We start from the raw sequence: 17,355 nt of genomic DNA on the forward strand, positions 1-17,355 counted from the left end.
CATGACAGACTATCAGGGTAAAAAAGTCGTCATCATCGGGCTGGGCCTTACCGGGCTCTCCTGTGTTGATTTCTTTTTAGCGCGGGGCGTCACGCCACGCGTGATGGATACCCGACTGTCGCCGCCGGGCCTCGATAAGTTGCCGGAGGCGGCAGAGCGTCATCTGGGGTCGCTGAATGACCGCTGGCTGCAGAGCGCTGACCTGATTATCGCCAGCCCGGGTATGGCGCTGGCGCATCCTTCGCTGCTGGATGCGGCTGAGCAGGGCGTGGAAATTATTGGCGATATTGAGCTGTTCTGTCGCGAAGCCAAAGCGCCGATTGTGGCGATTACCGGTTCTAACGGTAAAAGCACCGTCACCACGCTGGTAGGGGAAATGGCGCAGGCGGCGGGCTGGTCAGTGGGCGTCGGCGGCAATATCGGTCTGCCTGCGCTGACGCTATTGCAGCATCCGGCGCAGCTGTATGTGCTGGAACTTTCCAGCTTCCAGCTGGAGAGCACTCATAGCCTGAAGGCGGCGGCGGCCACCATCCTCAATGTGACTGAGGATCATATGGATCGCTATCCGCTTGGCCTGCAACAGTATCGTGCCGCTAAGTTAAAGATTTATGAAAATGCGGAAGTTTGCGTGGTCAATGCGGATGACGCCCTGACGATGCCGGTGCGCGGCGCGGATAAGCGTTGCATCAGCTTTGGCGTCGATGTTGGTGACTACCACCTGAATCGCCAGCAGGGCAGCATCTGGCTGCGGGCTAACGGTGAAAAAGTATTAAACACCGACGAGATGAATCTGGTCGGCCAGCATAACTACACCAATGCGCTGGCGGCGCTGGCGCTGGCGGATGCGGTCGGTTTACCGCGCGCCACCAGCCTGAAGGCGCTGACCACCTTTGGCGGCCTGCCGCACCGTTTCCAGCTGGCATATCAGCACAACGGCGTGCGCTGGATTAACGATTCGAAAGCCACCAATGTCGGCAGCACCGAAGCGGCGCTGAACGGCCTGAAAGTCGACGGCACGCTGTGGCTGCTGCTGGGAGGCGACGGTAAATCAGCCGATTTCTCGCCACTGGCCAGCTACTTACAGGGCGATAATGTACGGATTTACTGCTTTGGTCGTGATGCTGCTGAACTGGCGGATTTACGTCCGGAGATTGCAGTACAGACCGAAACCATGCAGCAGGCGATGACGCAAATCGCCGCACAGTTACAGCCGGGCGATATGGTGCTGTTGTCACCGGCCTGCGCCAGCCTCGACCAGTTCCGCAATTTTGAACAGCGCGGCGACTGCTTTGTGCAACTGGCTAAGGAGCTTGGCTGATGCGATTTCCTGGTCTGAGCCTCGCCGGTGGTGTTTCCGGTCGCTTGAAAGAGTGGGTGATGGGGCCGCGTGAAAACGATGCGACCTCGATGGTGCTGTATGACCGCACTCTGCTGTGGCTGACCTTTGGTCTGGCGATTATCGGTTTTGTGATGGTGACTTCGGCATCGATGCCGGTGGGCCAGCGTCTGTCAGACGACCCGTTCTTCTTTGCCAAGCGCGAGGGGTTCTATATGGCGCTGGCGTTTGGTATGGCGCTGCTGACCCTGCGGGTGCCAATGGAAGTCTGGCAACGCTACAGCAATATTATGCTGCTGGCCTCAGTGCTGATGCTGCTGATTGTGCTGGTGGTGGGCAGCTCGGTAAACGGCGCCTCGCGCTGGATCGCCCTTGGCCCGCTGCGTATTCAGCCGGCGGAGCTGTCGAAGTTGTCGCTGTTCTGCTATCTCGCCAGCTATCTGGTGCGCAAAGTGGAAGAGGTGCGTAACAACTTCTGGGGCTTCTGCAAACCGATGGGCGTGATGGTGGTGCTGGCGGTACTGCTGCTGGCGCAGCCGGACCTCGGTACGGTGGTGGTGCTGTTTGTCACCACGCTGGCGATGCTGTTCCTCGCTGGCGCGAAATTATGGCAATTTCTGGCAATTATCGGCTCGGGTATCTTTGCCGTTTGCCTGTTAATTGTCGCCGAACCCTATCGTATGCGCCGTGTAACCTCTTTCTGGGATCCATGGGAAGATCCATTCGGTAGTGGTTACCAGTTAACCCAGTCGTTGATGGCCTTTGGCCGCGGCGAATTCTGGGGGCAGGGACTGGGTAACTCAGTGCAGAAACTGGAGTATTTACCCGAAGCGCACACCGACTTTATTTTCTCGATTATCGGGGAAGAACTGGGTTATATCGGTGTGGTTTTTGCACTGTTAATGGTATTCTTCGTCGCTTTTCGTGCGATGTCGATTGGCCGACGCGCATTAGAGCTTGACCAGCGATTTTCCGGCTTTCTGGCCTGTTCAATTGGCGTCTGGTTTAGCTTCCAGGCACTGGTTAACGTCGGTGCCGCAGCGGGTATGTTGCCGACCAAAGGTCTGACGCTGCCGCTGATCAGTTACGGTGGTTCCAGTCTGATTATTATGTCGACGGCTATCGTGCTGTTATTGCGTATTGATTACGAAACGCGTCTGGCAAAAGCGCAGGCGTTTACACGAGGTGGTCGATGAGTGGTAAGCGACTGATGGTGATGGCTGGCGGAACCGGTGGACATGTTTTTCCCGGGCTGGCGGTAGCGCACCATCTGATGGCGCAAGGCTGGCAGGTGCGCTGGCTGGGCACCGCCGACCGTATGGAAGCGGATTTAGTGCCGAAGCACGGCATTGAAATTGATTTTATTCGCATCTCTGGCCTGCGCGGCAAAGGTGTGAAGGCGCAGTTGCTGGCGCCGATGCGCATTTTCTCCGCCTGGCGTCAGGCGCGCGCCATTATGAAGGCGTATCAGCCGGATGTGGTGCTGGGAATGGGCGGTTATGTTTCCGGTCCCGGTGGCCTGGCGGCATGGAGCTGCGGTATTCCGGTGGTGCTGCATGAGCAGAACGGCATTGCTGGCCTGACCAATAAGTGGCTGGCAAAAATTGCCAAAAAAGTGATGCAGGCATTTCCGGGCGCTTTCCCGCATGCCGATGTGGTGGGCAATCCGGTGCGTACCGATGTGCTGGCGCTGCCGTTACCGGAACAGCGGCTGGCAGGCCGCGAAGGACCGGTTCGCGTATTAGTGATTGGCGGCAGTCAGGGGGCGCGGGTGCTGAACCAGACGTTGCCGCTGGTGGCGGCCAAAATGGGCGACAGCATCAGTTTATGGCATCAGGTTGGCAAGGGCGCGCTGGAGACGGTGTTGCAGGCCTATCAGGATGCCGGCCAGACGCAGCATAAGGTCACCGAGTTTATCGATGATATGGCAGCGGCCTATGCCTGGGCGGATGTGGTGGTATGCCGTTCCGGCGCCCTCACCGTCAGCGAAGTGGCCGCCGCAGGTTTACCGGCGATTTTTGTGCCGTTTCAGCATAAAGATCGTCAGCAGTACTGGAATGCGCTGCCGCTGGAGCAAGCGGGCGCCGCCAAAATTTTCGAACAGCCGCAGTTTACTGCGGAGATAGTAGCAGCAACGCTGGCAGGCTGGGATCGCCCAACCCTGCAGCAGATGGCAGAGAGAGCGCGTGCGGTATCGATTCCTGATGCTACCGAACGTGTTGCTGTCGCGGTAAGCGCCGCTGCGGGTAACTAAATGATTGTCGGGGGCGGATCAGTCCGGCCCGGTATTAGCAGGCAGAAGAGATGAATACACAACAATTAGCGAAACTGCGTTTAATCGTGCCCGAGATGCGTCGCGTCCGGCACATTCACTTTGTCGGCATCGGTGGTGCTGGCATGGGCGGTATTGCTGAAGTGTTGGCTAACGAAGGTTATGAGATCAGCGGTTCGGATTTAGCGCCGAACCCGGTTACCCAGCATCTGGCGGCGCTGGGCGCGACGATCTTCTTTAACCATCGTCCGGAAAACGTCAGCGGCGCCAGCGTAGTGGTGGTGTCGACGGCGGTTTCCCAGGATAACCCGGAGATCGTCGCTGCGCGTGAAGCGCGTATTCCGGTGATTCGCCGTGCAGAGATGCTGGCCGAACTGATGCGCTTCCGTCACGGCATCGCCGTTGCCGGTACGCATGGCAAAACCACCACCACGGCAATGCTTTCCAGCATTTATGCCGAAGGCGGACTGGATCCGACCTTTGTTAACGGAGGTCTGGTCAAAGCGGCGGGTACGCATGCGCGCCTTGGCAGCAGCCGTTATCTGATTGCGGAAGCGGATGAGAGCGATGCGTCGTTCCTGCATCTGCAACCAATGGTGGCGATTGTCACCAATATCGAAGCCGATCATATGGATACCTATCAGGGCGACTTCGAGAACTTAAAGCAGACGTTTATCAATTTCCTGCACAATCTGCCGTTTTATGGTCGTGCGGTAATGTGTGTTGATGATGTGGTTATCCGTGATTTGCTGCCGCGTGTCGGGCGTCAGATTACCACTTACGGTTTTAGCGATGACGCCGATGTGCGTATCGAGGATTACCAGCAGCAGGGCGCGCAGGGACACTTTACTCTGGTGCGCCATGACAAGCCGCTGATGAAGGTGACGCTGAATGCGCCAGGCCGACATAACGCGCTGAATGCGGCGGCGGCGGTGGCGGTGGCGACCGAAGAGGGGATTGAAGATGAAGATATTCTCAGCGCGCTGGAGAGTTTCCAGGGCACCGGACGTCGCTTCGACTTCCTGGGTGAGTATCCGCTGGCCGAAGTGAATGGCGCAACCGGCAGCGCGATGCTGGTGGATGACTATGGTCACCATCCGACCGAAGTGGACGCCACCATTAAAGCGGCGCGCGCCGGCTGGCCGGACAAAAAGCTGGTGATGATTTTCCAGCCGCACCGTTATACCCGTACTCGCGACCTGTATGACGATTTCGCCAATGTACTGTCGCAGGTCGATGTATTGCTGATGCTGGATGTGTATGCCGCCGGTGAATCACCGATTCCGGGTGCTGACAGCCGTTCGCTGTGCCGCACCATTCGTGGACGCGGCAAGGTGGATCCGATTCTGGTGTCGGATCACGATGCAGTGCTGGAAATGCTGGCGCCAACGCTGACCGGCAACGATTTAATCCTCGTGCAGGGCGCCGGTAATGTCGGCAAGATCGCCCGCAAGCTGGCGGATCAGAAGCTGCAACCACAGGTTACTGAAGGAGGGGATCATCATGGCTGAGAAAGTTGCTGTCTTGCTGGGTGGCACCTCTGCTGAGCGTGAAGTGTCGCTGATGTCAGGAACTGCGGTGCTGGCAGGTCTGATTGAGGGCGGTATTGATGCCCATGCCGTCGATATCCGTGATTTCCCGGCGACGCAGCTGAAAGAGGCCGGGTACGACAAAGCCTTTATCGCGCTGCATGGTCGTGGTGGTGAAGATGGTACGTTGCAGGCGCTGCTGGAGTTTCAGGCGATTCCTTATACCGGTAGCGGCGTGATGGCCTCGGCGATCACTATGGATAAGATGCGCACCAAGCTGTTGTGGCAGGGCGCCGGTTTGCCGGTGTCGCCTTATGTGGTGATAAATCGTCAGCAGATGAGCGCCGGTATCGACGCTGAGCTGGCTGCACGTATCGCTGAGCTGGGAATGCCGCTGTTTGTGAAGCCGAGCTGTGAAGGCTCCAGCGTCGGTATCTCGCGGGTTGATCAGCCTGCCGATCTGCCGACGGCGCTGGAGGAGGCTTTCCGTCACGACGACGAAGTGCTGATTGAGAAGTTTTTAAGTGGTCCGGAGTACACCGTGGGCATTGTTGGCGACGCTATTTTGCCTTCAATTCGCATTAGACCGGCCAGTGACTTCTATGACTATCAGGCAAAATATATTTCTGACGATACTGAATATTTTTGCCCGAGCGGATTAAGCGCCGGTCGCGAAGCCGAGTTAAGTAAGCTGGTGATCGATGCATGGCGTGTGCTGGGGTGCAGTGGCTGGGGCCGGGTGGATGTGATGATGGATAGCGATAACGGTTTTTACCTGCTGGAAGTCAATACGTCACCGGGCATGACCAGTCACAGCCTGGTGCCGATGGCGGCAAAACAGGCGGGATTGAGCTTCTCGCAGCTGGTTGTGCGTATTCTGGAGCTGGCGGACTGATATGTCCCAGGCGGCTCTGAATGTACGTAACCGGGAAGCGCAGCAGGAGAAAGCGCGCAACGGACGAAGCAATGGCTCGCGCCTCGCGGGGATTATCTTCCTGCTGATGGTGGTCGGCACTATGGCTTTTGGCGGTCTGGTGGTGCTGAAGTGGATGAATGATGCGTCGCGCTTGCCGTTATCGACACTGGTGGTGACCGGGAAAACCCACTACACCACCAATGATGATATCCGTCAGGCGATTCTGTCGCTGGGTTCACCGGGCACCTTTATGTCGCAGGATGTGAACATTCTCCAGCAGCAGATTGAACGTCTGCCATGGATCCAACAGGTTAGTGTGCGAAAACAGTGGCCGGACGAATTAAAAATTCACCTGGTTGAGTATGTACCAGTAGCTCGCTGGAACGATCTGCATATGGTTGATGCAGATGGAAAATCGTTTAGCGTACCGGCAAGCCATATTGGTAAAGAAGAGATGCCTTTGCTGTACGGCCCTGAAGGTAGCGAGCAGGAAGTACTCAGCGGCTATCACCAGATGAGCCAGACGCTGGCGGCAGGCAAATTTAAGTTGAAGATGGCATCGATGACGGCACGTCGTTCATGGCAGTTGGTGACGGCAGATGATGTCCGCATCGAACTTGGCCGCAACGATGATATGAAGCGTTTGAAGCGTTTTATCGAGCTCTATCCTTCACTGCAACAGCAGGCGACGGCAGAGAATAAGCGCATCAGTTACGTTGATCTGCGATATGACTCTGGCGCGGCAGTAGGATGGGCACCGGCCTTTATTGAGCCGCAGGACAGTAATCAGCAACAGAATCAGGCACAGGTTAAACAATAATGATCAAGTCGACGGACAGAAAGCTGGTAGTTGGACTCGAGATTGGCACCGCGAAGGTCGCCGCTTTAGTAGGGGAAGTTCTGCCCGATGGCATGGTCAATATTATCGGGGTCGGTAGCTGTCCGTCCCGCGGTATGGATAAAGGCGGTGTAAACGATCTGGAATCGGTAGTGAAATGCGTGCAGCGCGCTATCGACCAGGCGGAACTGATGGCGGATTGCCAGATTTCTTCGGTTTACCTCGCATTATCGGGCAAACACATCAGTTGCCAGAATGAAATCGGGATGGTTCCGATTTCCGAAGAGGAAGTGACGCAGGAAGATGTAGAGAATGTGGTACATACCGCTAAGTCGGTCCGCGTTCGTGATGAGCATCGTATCCTGCACGTTATTCCTCAAGAGTATGCAATCGACTATCAGGAAGGGATCAAGAACCCGGTGGGTTTATCCGGTGTTCGCATGCAGGCCAAGGTGCATTTGATTACCTGCCACAACGATATGGCGAAGAACATTGTTAAAGCCGTTGAACGTTGTGGTCTGAAAGTTGACCAACTGATTTTCGCCGGTCTGGCATCAAGCTTTGCGGTGCTGACCGAAGATGAGCGTGAACTGGGCGTCTGCGTCGTCGACGTTGGCGGCGGCACGATGGATATCGCCGTATATACCGGCGGTGCGCTGCGCCACACCAAAGTGATCCCGTATGCCGGGAATGTGGTGACCAGCGATATCGCGTACGCTTTTGGTACGCCGCCAACCGACGCCGAAGCGATTAAAGTACGCCACGGTTGTGCGCTGGGGTCGATTGTTGGCAAAGATGAAAACGTCGAAGTACCCAGCGTCGGCGGACGTCCGCCAAGAAGTCTGCAACGACAGACACTGGCTGAAGTGATTGAACCACGCTACACCGAACTGCTGAATCTGGTGAATGAAGAGATTCTGCAGTTGCAGGAACAGCTGCGTCAGCAGGGCGTAAAACACCATCTGGCGGCAGGGATTGTTCTGACTGGCGGTGCGGCGCAAATTGAAGGGCTGGCGGCCTGTGCTCAGCGTGTATTCCACACGCAGGTGCGCATCGGACAGCCGCTGAATATTACCGGATTAACGGATTACGCGCAGGAGCCGTACTACTCAACGGCGGTAGGCTTACTGCACTACGGAAAAGAGTCGCACCTGAACGGTGAGGCTGATGTGGAAAAAAGAGCCTCAGTTGGCAACTGGTTTAAACGTATCAATAGCTGGCTGAGAAAAGAGTTTTAATTTTAGTAAAGGGGATCTGGCACCACTTTATTGATCCCCAGGCGACAGGCACATAACGGAGAGAAATTATGTTTGAACCTATGGAATTAACCAATGACGCGGTGATTAAAGTCATCGGCGTCGGTGGTGGCGGCGGTAATGCCGTTGAGCATATGGTGCGCGAGCGCATCGAAGGCGTGGAGTTCTTTGCAGTAAATACCGACGCGCAGGCGTTACGTAAAACTGCAGTCGGTCAGACTATCCAGATCGGTAACGGTATTACCAAAGGTCTGGGCGCGGGTGCAAACCCGGAAGTTGGCCGTAACTCTGCGGAAGAAGATCGCGAAGCACTGCGTTCCGCGCTGGAAGGCGCCGACATGGTGTTTATCGCTGCGGGCATGGGCGGCGGTACCGGTACCGGTGCAGCGCCTGTGGTAGCTGAAGTGGCAAAAGAGTTAGGTATCCTGACGGTTGCTGTGGTGACCAAGCCTTTTAATTTTGAAGGCAAAAAACGCATGGCATTCGCCGAGCAGGGTATCGCGGAGCTGTCCAAGCACGTTGACTCATTGATCACCATTCCTAACGACAAACTGCTGAAAGTGCTGGGTCGTGGCATTTCTCTGCTCGACGCGTTCGGTGCGGCTAACGACGTGCTGAAAGGTGCGGTGCAGGGTATTGCCGAACTGATCACCCGTCCGGGTCTGATGAACGTCGACTTCGCTGACGTGCGTACCGTGATGTCTGAAATGGGTTACGCAATGATGGGTTCTGGCGTCGCTTGTGGTGAAGACCGTGCGGAAGAAGCAGCGGAAATGGCGATCTCCAGCCCACTGCTGGAAGATATCGACCTGTCTGGCGCGCGCGGCGTGCTGGTCAACATCACGGCTGGCTTCGACCTGCGTCTGGATGAGTTCGAAACCGTAGGTAACACTATCCGTGCGTTCGCTTCTGATAACGCAACCGTGGTTATCGGTACCTCACTGGATCCGGAAATGAACGACGAACTGCGCGTGACCGTGGTGGCGACCGGTATCGGCATGGACAAACGTCCGGAAATTACGCTGGTTACCAACAAGCAATCCAGCCAGCCAGTGATGGATCATCGCTATCAGCAGCACGGTATGGCTCCACTGCCTCAGGAGCAGAAACCGGCGGCGAAAGTGGTTAACGACCCAGGCGCACCAGCCAGCAAAGAACCTGACTATCTGGATATCCCGGCCTTCCTGCGTAAGCAGGCGGACTAAGAACTTTCTGATGATTGGGTTCCTCCGCTCTTTGTGCTAAAGTATTCGTCCGCTGGTGTTATACACTGGCGGTCGGATGAGTAATTTTGCGAGATAATACGATGATCAAACAACGGACATTAAAACGTATTGTTCAGGCGACTGGTGTCGGTTTACATACCGGCAAAAAGGTCACACTGACGCTACGCCCTGCGCCGGCTAATACCGGGGTCATCTATCGTCGCACTGACTTGAATCCACCGGTCGATTTCCCGGCTGATGCCAAATCCGTGCGTGATACTATGCTCTCTACTTGCCTGGTAAATGAGCATGGCGTGCGTATTTCAACGGTCGAACACCTGAACGCAGCACTTTCTGGTCTGGGTATTGATAACATTGTGGTTGAAGTCGATGCGCCTGAAATCCCGATTATGGACGGCAGCGCAGCACCCTTTGTTTATCTGCTGATGGACGCAGGCATTGAAGAGCTGAACAGCGCGAAAAAATTTGTCCGCGTCAAACAATCTGTCCGGGTTGAAGATGGCGACAAATGGGCTGAAATCAAGCCATTCAATGGTTTTTCGCTGGACTTTACCATCGATTTTAACCATCCGGCGATTGATTCCAGCGCGCAGCGCTACAGCATGAATTTCTCTGCTGAGAACTTTGTGCGCCAGATCAGCCGTGCACGTACTTTCGGCTTTATGCGTGAAATCGAGTATCTGCAGTCTAAAGGCCTGTGCCTGGGCGGCAGCTTCGATTGTGCAATCGTGGTGGATGACTACCGCGTATTGAACGAAGACGGTTTACGCTTTGAAGACGAATTTGTGCGTCACAAAATGCTTGATGCGATCGGTGACCTGTTTATGTGTGGCCATAATATCATTGGTGCGTTTACCGCATTCAAATCGGGTCATGCATTAAATAACAAACTGCTGCAGGCGGTGATGGCTAAACAGGAAGCCTGGGAATGGGCAACGTTTGAAGACGAAGCTGAACTTCCGCTGGCATTCAAGGCACCTAATCTGGTTCTGGCGTAAGCCGTAATCAGACTATAACGACTGGTTAAGCTGGCACTCTCTCCGGCCAGTGAGACCAGTCGTTCTATTATCTTCTTTTCCCTCTCTCCCGCGTTTGAATGCTGCTTTCCTGGCCAGTTCAGGGCACTTTTCCTGCACGCGACAGATTTATCCTGATGTCGGCTGTCGCTAATGATGGTAAGATTTGCGCTCAGAAAAATCAGTAACTGGCGAGTAATGGCAGAATAAAGTGACAAGCATTCTTGATCGTTGGCGACAATTTGGCAGACGTTACTTCTGGCCGCATCTCCTGTTGGGGATGGTCGCGGCGAGTTTTGGCCTGCCTGCCGCCCATGCCAGCGAACAGAACAGCTTACCTGAAGCCTCCTCCCGTAGTCTGACTATCGGCAATGTGGTGCGTTTCGACAGCCTTGCGCTGTTGCAGGAGAGCGCCCGTCGTCCGAACTTTAATGTCGATTACTGGCACCAGCACGCTATCCGCACGGTTATTCGTCATCTCTCTTTTGCGCTAACGCCAACACACTTGCCGAGTGCTGAGCAGGCGTTACCGCTTGAAGTACAGAAGTTCGCGCTGCTCGACACCCTTAATGCGTTGTTGACTCACGAATCTCGTCCCCCGGTTATTACCCACGACGCTTCACACCTCAGCATTACGCCACGCACACCGCACCAGACTGGCTTGTGGCTGGCTCAGGTTCAGGGCATTCGTGCCGGACCCGCAACTCTCGCCTGAAAAAACTCAGAGCACAGCTCTACACCTTGATAAGCAATAACAATGCTGCAGGCCGACATATACGGCTGGAGAGAAGTATTTATTATGTTGACGAAAATTTTAACCAAAGTCTTTGGTAGCCGTAACGATCGTACGCTGCGTCGTATGCGTAAAGCGGTTGAACAGATCAATAAGATGGAGCCGGAATACGAAGCGCTCTCTGACGATCAACTGAAGGCGAAAACCGATGAATTCCGCGCACGTCTGGCGAAAGGCGAAGAAGTGGAAAGCCTGATCCCGGAAGCGTTTGCCACGGTGCGTGAAGCCAGTAAGCGTGTATTTGGTATGCGTCACTTCGACGTGCAGCTGCTGGGCGGTATGGTGCTGAACGACCGCTGTATCGCCGAGATGCGTACCGGTGAAGGTAAAACCCTGACTGCAACCCTGCCTGCCTACCTGAACGCGTTAAGCGGCAAGGGCGTGCATGTGGTAACCGTCAACGACTATCTGGCACAGCGTGATGCCGAGAATAACCGCGCCCTGTTTGAGTTCCTTGGTCTGAGCATCGGTATTAACCTGCCAAATATGCCCGCCCCGGCCAAACGCGCCGCTTATGCCGCCGATATTACTTACGGTACCAACAACGAATACGGTTTTGACTACCTGCGCGATAATATGGCGTTCAGCCCGGAAGAACGCGTGCAGCGTAAACTGCACTATGCGCTGGTGGATGAGGTTGACTCCATTCTGATCGATGAAGCGCGTACACCGCTGATCATTTCGGGCCCGGCTGAAGACAGCTCCGAGATGTATATCAAAGTGAATAAAATCATCCCGCACCTGATCCGTCAGGAGAAAGAAGACTCCGATACCTTCCAGGGTGAAGGTCACTTCTCGGTGGATGAAAAAGCGCGTCAGGTACACCTGACCGAGCGTGGCCTGGTCAATATCGAAGAGCTGCTGGTCAGCGAAGGTATTATGGATGAGGGAGAATCACTCTACTCACCAACCAATATTATGCTGATGCACCATGTCACCGCCGCACTGCGCGCGCATGTGCTGTTTGCCCGTGATGTCGATTACATTGTGAAAGATGGCGAAGTGATCATCGTTGATGAACACACTGGCCGTACCATGCAGGGTCGTCGCTGGTCTGATGGTTTGCATCAGGCGGTTGAAGCGAAAGAAGGCGTGGATATTCAGAACGAAAACCAGACGCTGGCTTCGATCACTTTCCAGAACTACTTCCGTCTGTATGAGAAACTGGCCGGTATGACCGGTACTGCCGACACCGAAGCCTTTGAATTCAGCTCGATTTACAAGCTGGATACCATTGTGGTGCCGACTAACCGTCCGATGGTGCGTAAAGATCTGCCGGATCTGGTCTATATGACTGAGGCGGAGAAGATCGATGCAATTATCGAAGATATCCGTGAGCGTTCTGCTAACGGCCAGCCGATTCTGGTCGGTACTATCTCGATTGAAAAATCCGAAGTGGTTTCTGCCGCGCTGGATCGCGCTGGTGTGAAGCACAGCGTACTGAACGCCAAGTTCCACGCCCGCGAAGCGGACATTGTGGCGCAGGCAGGCCAGCCGGGGGCGGTGACTATCGCTACCAATATGGCCGGTCGTGGTACCGATATCGTGCTGGGCGGTAGCTGGCAGGCTGAGATCGCCGCGCTGGAAGAACCGACCGCAGAGCAGATTGACGCGATTAAAGCCGCGTGGACGATTCGCCATGATGCGGTACTGGCATCAGGTGGTCTGCATATTATCGGTACCGAGCGTCATGAATCACGCCGTATCGATAACCAGCTGCGCGGCCGTTCCGGTCGTCAGGGTGACCAGGGTTCATCGCGCTTCTACCTGTCAATGGAAGATGCGCTGATGCGTATTTTCGCCTCAGATCGCGTCTCTAATATGATGCGTAAACTGGGTATGAAACCAGGTGAAGCGATTGAGCATCCATGGGTGACGAAAGCGATTGCCAATGCGCAGCGTAAAGTAGAAAGCCGCAACTTTGATATTCGTAAGCAGCTGCTGGAATATGATGACGTCGCCAACGATCAGCGTCGTGCGATCTACTCCCAGCGTAACGAACTGCTGGATGTTTCCGATGTCAGCGAAACCATTAACAGCATCCGCGACGATGTGTTTAAAACCACCATCGACAGCTATATTCCACCGCAGTCACTGGAAGAGATGTGGGATGTGGCCGGTTTGCAGGAGCGTCTGAAAAACGATTTCGACCTCGATATGCCAATCGCTGAGTGGCTGGATAAAGAGCCTGATCTGCATGAAGAGACGCTGCGTGAGCGTATCATGGAGCAGGGCAAAGCCGTCTACCTGGCGAAAGAAGAAGTGGTTGGCAGCGAAATGATGCGCAACTTCGAAAAAGGCGTGATGCTGCAAACGCTGGATTCCCTGTGGAAAGAGCACCTGGCGGCAATGGATTATCTGCGTCAGGGTATCCACTTACGTGGTTATGCGCAGAAAGATCCTAAGCAGGAGTACAAGCGTGAGTCGTTCGCGATGTTCGGCGCCATGCTGGAATCACTGAAATATGAAGTGATCAGCACCCTGTGCAAAGTTCAGGTGCGTATGCCGGAAGAAGTGGAAGCGATGGAAGAACAGCGCCGTCTGGAAGCTGAGCGTCTGCAACAGCAGCAGCAGCTGAGCCATGTTGATGCCGATAGCGAAGCGGCAGCATCAATGGCAAGTCAGACAGGTGAACGCAAAGTGGGCCGTAACGATCCCTGCCCATGCGGTTCCGGTAAGAAATTTAAACAGTGTCATGGGCGCTTAGCCTGATATCTGTCAGGGGCGGCGGGAATGCTTCCCCTACAATATTTCAGTCAATCCTTCGTAGGGGCGGCGTTCTCGCCGCCCATTTTTTATGGAGATAAATAATGAAGCACCTGCAAGTTGCGGTAGGCATTATTCGTAACGCCCGTAAGGAAATTTTCCTCGCGCAGCGTTCAGCCAGCTCGCATATGGCGAATATGTGGGAATTTCCTGGTGGTAAAATTGAAGCGGAAGAGAGTGCGGCAGAAGCACTAAAACGTGAATTGCTGGAGGAGACCGGGATTGAGGTTACGGCAGCCGAGCCTTTTGATACCGCAGATCATACCTACGAAGATTTACGCGTTACGCTGCACTTTTTTATCGTCGAAGCCTGGAATGGCGAACCTTATGGCCGTGAAGGACAGCCGATGCGCTGGGTGCCGCAGGCGCAATTAGTCGCGGCAGAGTTTCCACCCGCGAATATTCCCATTGTTGCCCGTCTGCTGGCGGAAATCACCGGCTGAATATTCGGGCGTCGTTGTCGCCGCCCGCTGCAGTTAATGACGATCGATCTGCTCTTCGCTCCAGTCGTCGCTGTCGGACAGATCGCCGCTGCTGGGGATACGTTTCTCTTCTGCGGCCCATTCACCGAGGTCAATAAGCTGGCAGCGTTTGCTGCAAAATGGCCGCCACAGGCTCAGCTCATCCCAGATCACCTCTTTGCCACAGGTCGGGCAGTTCACACTCACTATTTCTTCTTTCATAACAACCTTTAACAACAAGCCAGTTCAAAATCGAGTCGGGCAGGAACGTCACCGTTCTCACTATCCAGCGGCAAAAAACGAATCGCATAGCGGCTCTTATGCCCCGACACTTGCGGATAAAGCGAGTCTTCCAGCATCAGTTGCAAACGCAACAGATCGGAACCCTCCGCATTATCCTGGAAAAAACCATTCAGGCTGGTCTGGTTACGGAAAATTCCCGACTGACGGATCAGTTCGAGGATCAAGGTCAGCGCTTCGCGTACGGCGCTAAGCGACTCCAGCCACTGCGTCACCTGATTGTCACGCAGCTGCTGCTCCTGATGCAGCCAGACGTGCAGGGTGGGCAGATCGAAGCTGCAACAACCACCGGGAATACTGAGGCGCTGACGTACCAGACCGATCAGGCGATCTTCACGCAGCTGCTGTCCCATACGTGGCGCTGCCATCAGCACCGTAGAGCAGCGCTTCAGACGCTGGCTTAACGCGTTAATCAGCTCCATATCGACGCCAGGGACTTCAGCCCAGGATCGCAGCTTCAGCTGCTGGCGATCCAGCTCTTTCAGGATGTCAGTGCGCAGCTCGCCACGCTCAAAAACATCCAGTAATTCAGCGGCGTTGCGGAAAAATGTCAGCGCGCCAAGATGGTCGGTAATGCTTTTACTCGCCTCTGACTGCTTAAGTAAAAACTCGATACGCAGCCAGGTACGCATTTTTTCATTCAGTGGATGCTCAAATAGTATCGTTGTGCTCATGCTTTTTATCCTGTTCTGCCAGCGTCGCCAGCGCGCAATAGCGCTGATGCAACGCAGCAACAAGTGGTAATACCGCTGCGGGATCGCCACTGTTATCGATAACATCATCAGCTACGGCCAGGCGTGCTTCTCGCGTCGCCTGGGCAGCAAGAATATTGCTGGCTTGTTCACGACTGATATTGTCGCGCGCCATGGTGCGCGCCAGCTGAGTTTCCGGGTCAACATCGACCACCAGCACACGATCTGCCAGCTTATGCAGATTGTTCTCAACTAACAGCGGCACAACCCATAAGCACCATACAGAGTGGCTGGCAGCCAGCTGACGACGTGTCTGCTGGTGGATTAAGGGGTGAAGCAGGTTGTTCAGCCACTGCTTATCCGCAGCTGAACTGAAAATCTTCTGACGCAGGCTGGCGCGATTTAGCGTGCCGTCGGTATTGATGACGGCATCGCCAAACTTTTCGGCGATGGCCTGCAATGCCGGCTGACCGGGTTCGACGACCTGACGGGCAATCACATCCGCATCCACCACATCCACACCCAGCGCGGCAAAGGCATTGGCGATGGTGCTTTTTCCGCTGCCGATGCCACCGGTCAGCGCGACGGTATAGCGCATAAGCCTGATTCCAGATTAACTTGCGAGAAAAATCAGAATTTCGGGGGTTTTATCGCAATAACTACCCTGAATTCTGCGGCATGGATCACAAGTGAGATTTTCAGATAAATTTAAGCGATTGTAGCGTAAATAAAGCCACTTTCGCAGTCTTGTAGTCGCGATTTTAGCGCGTATGATAGCTTCACTGGAGCTGGGCAGCAGCACCCGATCGTCAGATCGTCGCCACTAACCAGGAAATATGTCATGCGTATCGAAGAAGATTTAAAACTCGGTTTCAAAGATGTTCTTATCCGGCCTAAGCGTTCAACGCTGAAAAGCCGCTCCCAGGTTGAACTCGAACGTCAGTTTACCTTCAAACATTCAGGCATCGCCTGGTCAGGCGTTCCCATTATTGCCGCTAACATGGATACCGTTGGCTCTTTCCGCATGGCAGAGGCGCTGGCGTCATTCGATATTCTTACCGCAGTTCATAAACACTACAGTGTTGAGCAGTGGCGCACCTTTGTCGCCAGCGTGCCGGAAAACGTGTTGCGTCATGTGATGGTCTCCAGCGGTACCTCTGAGGCTGACTTTATTAAAATGCAGCAGATTCTGGCGTTGTCACCGGCACTGAATTTTATCTGTATTGATGTGGCTAATGGCTATTCGGAACATTTTGTTGAGTTCTTAAAGCGCGTGCGTGAAGCCTGTCCGGATAAAACCATTTGCGCCGGTAATGTGGTCACCGGTGAGATGGTGGAAGAGCTGATACTGTCCGGCGCTGATATTGTCAAAGTGGGCATTGGCCCGGGTTCAGTCTGTACTACCAGAGTGAAAACCGGTGTTGGCTATCCACAGCTTTCCGCGGTGATTGAGTGCGCCGATGCCGCTCACGGCCTGGGGGGCCAGATTGTCAGCGACGGCGGCTGTGCCGTGCCGGGCGATGTGGCAAAAGCGTTTGGCGGCGGTGCGGATTTTGTCATGCTTGGCGGTATGCTGGCGGGCCATAACGAGTGTGAAGGCACCATTGTGGAAGAGAATGGCGAACAATTTATGCTGTTCTACGGCATGAGCTCCGAATCGGCGATGAAACGCCATGTCGGCGGCGTGGCCGAATACCGCGCCGCAGAAGGTAAAACCGTGAAGTTGCCGCTGCGTGGGGCGGTGGAAGATACCGCCCGCGATATTCTCGGTGGCCTGCGTTCTGCCTGCACTTATGTCGGCGCTGAGCGTCTGAAAGAGCTGACCAAACGCACTACCTTTATTCGCGTGGCCGAGCAGGAAAACCGTGTGTTTAATCGATAAACCCCGGGAGCCGATAACGGCTCCCCTACAACCCCGTAGGGGCGGCGTTATCGCCGCCCGTGTTGATGATTT

At 54.8% G+C, this 17,355-nt stretch carries 16 protein-coding genes; 13 read left to right on the plus strand and 3 right to left on the minus strand.

Annotation, left to right across the window (positions count from 1 at the left end; translation table 11 throughout):
• The first annotated feature begins 1 nt into the window (after position 1).
• The 12 genes from murD (at position 2) to mutT (ending at position 14,391) form a co-directional block, all read left to right on the plus strand.
• On the plus strand, positions 2–1,318 hold the full coding sequence (gene murD / locus J2125_RS15105) for a UDP-N-acetylmuramoyl-L-alanine--D-glutamate ligase (protein ID WP_017800468.1): 1,317 nt from the start codon (positions 2–4) through the stop codon (positions 1,316–1,318).
• On the plus strand, positions 1,318–2,532 hold the full coding sequence (gene ftsW / locus J2125_RS15110; RefSeq protein WP_017800467.1) for a cell division protein FtsW: 1,215 nt from the start codon (positions 1,318–1,320) through the stop codon (positions 2,530–2,532). The genes murD and ftsW overlap by 1 nt, the downstream gene beginning before the upstream one ends.
• The gene (gene murG, locus J2125_RS15115; protein ID WP_017800466.1) at positions 2,529–3,590 is read left to right on the plus strand and encodes an undecaprenyldiphospho-muramoylpentapeptide beta-N-acetylglucosaminyltransferase; all 1,062 of its coding nucleotides are present in this window, start codon (positions 2,529–2,531) and stop codon (positions 3,588–3,590) included. Before ftsW ends, murG begins: the two co-directional genes overlap by 4 nt.
• Positions 3,591–3,640: 50 nt before the next feature.
• On the plus strand, positions 3,641–5,119 hold the full coding sequence (murC, locus tag J2125_RS15120) for a UDP-N-acetylmuramate--L-alanine ligase (protein WP_017800465.1): 1,479 nt from the start codon (positions 3,641–3,643) through the stop codon (positions 5,117–5,119).
• Positions 5,112–6,032 carry a D-alanine--D-alanine ligase gene (locus J2125_RS15125; RefSeq protein ID WP_017800464.1) on the plus strand — a complete coding sequence of 307 codons (921 nt, stop codon included), beginning with the start codon at positions 5,112–5,114 and terminating at the stop codon, positions 6,030–6,032. Before murC ends, J2125_RS15125 begins: the two co-directional genes overlap by 8 nt.
• A gap of 1 nt (position 6,033) precedes the next feature.
• Positions 6,034–6,873: a cell division protein FtsQ gene (ftsQ, locus tag J2125_RS15130; protein ID WP_017800463.1), complete on the plus strand. Its 840-nt coding sequence runs from the start codon at positions 6,034–6,036 to the stop codon at positions 6,871–6,873.
• Positions 6,873–8,129 (plus strand): cell division protein FtsA, encoded by a 1,257-nt coding sequence (gene ftsA / locus J2125_RS15135; protein ID WP_017800462.1) that lies wholly within the window; start codon positions 6,873–6,875, stop codon positions 8,127–8,129. The genes ftsQ and ftsA overlap by 1 nt, the downstream gene beginning before the upstream one ends.
• A 68-nt stretch (positions 8,130–8,197) precedes the next feature.
• Positions 8,198–9,352, plus strand: a complete 1,155-nt coding sequence (ftsZ, locus tag J2125_RS15140; RefSeq protein ID WP_017800461.1) for a cell division protein FtsZ — start codon at positions 8,198–8,200, stop codon at positions 9,350–9,352.
• A gap of 101 nt (positions 9,353–9,453) precedes the next feature.
• Complete coding sequence (gene lpxC / locus J2125_RS15145) at positions 9,454–10,371, plus strand: UDP-3-O-acyl-N-acetylglucosamine deacetylase (protein ID WP_017800460.1); 918 nt, start codon at positions 9,454–9,456, stop codon at positions 10,369–10,371.
• 229 nt (positions 10,372–10,600) lie between these two features.
• Entirely contained in the window at positions 10,601–11,104 is a 504-nt protein-coding gene (secM, locus tag J2125_RS15150; protein WP_026111617.1) for a secA translation cis-regulator SecM, read from the plus strand.
• A gap of 84 nt (positions 11,105–11,188) precedes the next feature.
• Complete coding sequence (secA, locus tag J2125_RS15155; RefSeq protein ID WP_026111616.1) at positions 11,189–13,894, plus strand: preprotein translocase subunit SecA; 2,706 nt, start codon at positions 11,189–11,191, stop codon at positions 13,892–13,894.
• Positions 13,895–13,992: 98 nt separating this feature from the next.
• On the plus strand, positions 13,993–14,391 hold the full coding sequence (gene mutT / locus J2125_RS15160; RefSeq protein WP_017800457.1) for an 8-oxo-dGTP diphosphatase MutT: 399 nt from the start codon (positions 13,993–13,995) through the stop codon (positions 14,389–14,391).
• Between the two features lie 33 nt (positions 14,392–14,424).
• On the opposite strand, the gene yacG is transcribed toward mutT, so the two are convergent.
• From yacG to coaE, 3 genes are read right to left on the minus strand one after another with little or no spacing between them, the layout of a single operon-like run.
• Positions 14,425–14,631 (minus strand): DNA gyrase inhibitor YacG, encoded by a 207-nt coding sequence (gene yacG / locus J2125_RS15165; RefSeq protein ID WP_017800456.1) that lies wholly within the window; start codon positions 14,629–14,631, stop codon positions 14,425–14,427.
• An 8-nt stretch (positions 14,632–14,639) separates the two neighbouring features.
• Positions 14,640–15,383, minus strand: coding sequence for a cell division protein ZapD (zapD, locus tag J2125_RS15170; RefSeq protein WP_017800455.1), 744 nt, complete (start codon positions 15,381–15,383; stop codon positions 14,640–14,642).
• The gene (coaE, locus tag J2125_RS15175) at positions 15,361–15,999 is read right to left on the minus strand and encodes a dephospho-CoA kinase (RefSeq protein WP_017800454.1); all 639 of its coding nucleotides are present in this window, start codon (positions 15,997–15,999) and stop codon (positions 15,361–15,363) included. The genes zapD and coaE overlap by 23 nt, the downstream gene beginning before the upstream one ends.
• Before the next feature lie 243 nt (positions 16,000–16,242).
• Between coaE and J2125_RS15180 the strand changes: the two genes are divergently transcribed.
• Positions 16,243–17,283 carry a GMP reductase gene (locus tag J2125_RS15180; protein WP_017800453.1) on the plus strand — a complete coding sequence of 347 codons (1,041 nt, stop codon included), beginning with the start codon at positions 16,243–16,245 and terminating at the stop codon, positions 17,281–17,283.
• Positions 17,284–17,355: the final 72 nt, after the last annotated feature.

The organism is Winslowiella toletana (assembly GCF_017875465.1).
Classification (GTDB): Bacteria; Pseudomonadota; Gammaproteobacteria; order Enterobacterales; family Enterobacteriaceae; genus Erwinia; species Erwinia toletana.

What these genes read in the sequence shown, in the direction of transcription:
- J2125_RS15180 (WP_017800453.1), top strand. Translation starts at nt 16,243, where the DNA reads ATGCGTATCGAAGAAGATTTAAAACTCGGTTTCAAAGATGTTCTTATC.
- murC (WP_017800465.1), top strand. Translation starts at nt 3,641, where the DNA reads ATGAATACACAACAATTAGCGAAACTGCGTTTAATCGTGCCCGAGATG.
- mutT (WP_017800457.1), top strand. Translation starts at nt 13,993, where the DNA reads ATGAAGCACCTGCAAGTTGCGGTAGGCATTATTCGTAACGCCCGTAAG.
- murG (WP_017800466.1), top strand. Translation starts at nt 2,529, where the DNA reads ATGAGTGGTAAGCGACTGATGGTGATGGCTGGCGGAACCGGTGGACAT.
- secA (WP_026111616.1), top strand. Translation starts at nt 11,189, where the DNA reads ATGTTGACGAAAATTTTAACCAAAGTCTTTGGTAGCCGTAACGATCGT.
- lpxC (WP_017800460.1), top strand. Translation starts at nt 9,454, where the DNA reads ATGATCAAACAACGGACATTAAAACGTATTGTTCAGGCGACTGGTGTC.
- murD (WP_017800468.1), top strand. Translation starts at nt 2, where the DNA reads ATGACAGACTATCAGGGTAAAAAAGTCGTCATCATCGGGCTGGGCCTT.
- zapD (WP_017800455.1), bottom strand. Translation starts at nt 15,383, where the DNA reads ATGAGCACAACGATACTATTTGAGCATCCACTGAATGAAAAAATGCGT.
- ftsZ (WP_017800461.1), top strand. Translation starts at nt 8,198, where the DNA reads ATGTTTGAACCTATGGAATTAACCAATGACGCGGTGATTAAAGTCATC.
- coaE (WP_017800454.1), bottom strand. Translation starts at nt 15,999, where the DNA reads ATGCGCTATACCGTCGCGCTGACCGGTGGCATCGGCAGCGGAAAAAGC.
- ftsQ (WP_017800463.1), top strand. Translation starts at nt 6,034, where the DNA reads ATGTCCCAGGCGGCTCTGAATGTACGTAACCGGGAAGCGCAGCAGGAG.
- ftsA (WP_017800462.1), top strand. Translation starts at nt 6,873, where the DNA reads ATGATCAAGTCGACGGACAGAAAGCTGGTAGTTGGACTCGAGATTGGC.
- ftsW (WP_017800467.1), top strand. Translation starts at nt 1,318, where the DNA reads ATGCGATTTCCTGGTCTGAGCCTCGCCGGTGGTGTTTCCGGTCGCTTG.
- yacG (WP_017800456.1), bottom strand. Translation starts at nt 14,631, where the DNA reads ATGAAAGAAGAAATAGTGAGTGTGAACTGCCCGACCTGTGGCAAAGAG.
- J2125_RS15125 (WP_017800464.1), top strand. Translation starts at nt 5,112, where the DNA reads ATGGCTGAGAAAGTTGCTGTCTTGCTGGGTGGCACCTCTGCTGAGCGT.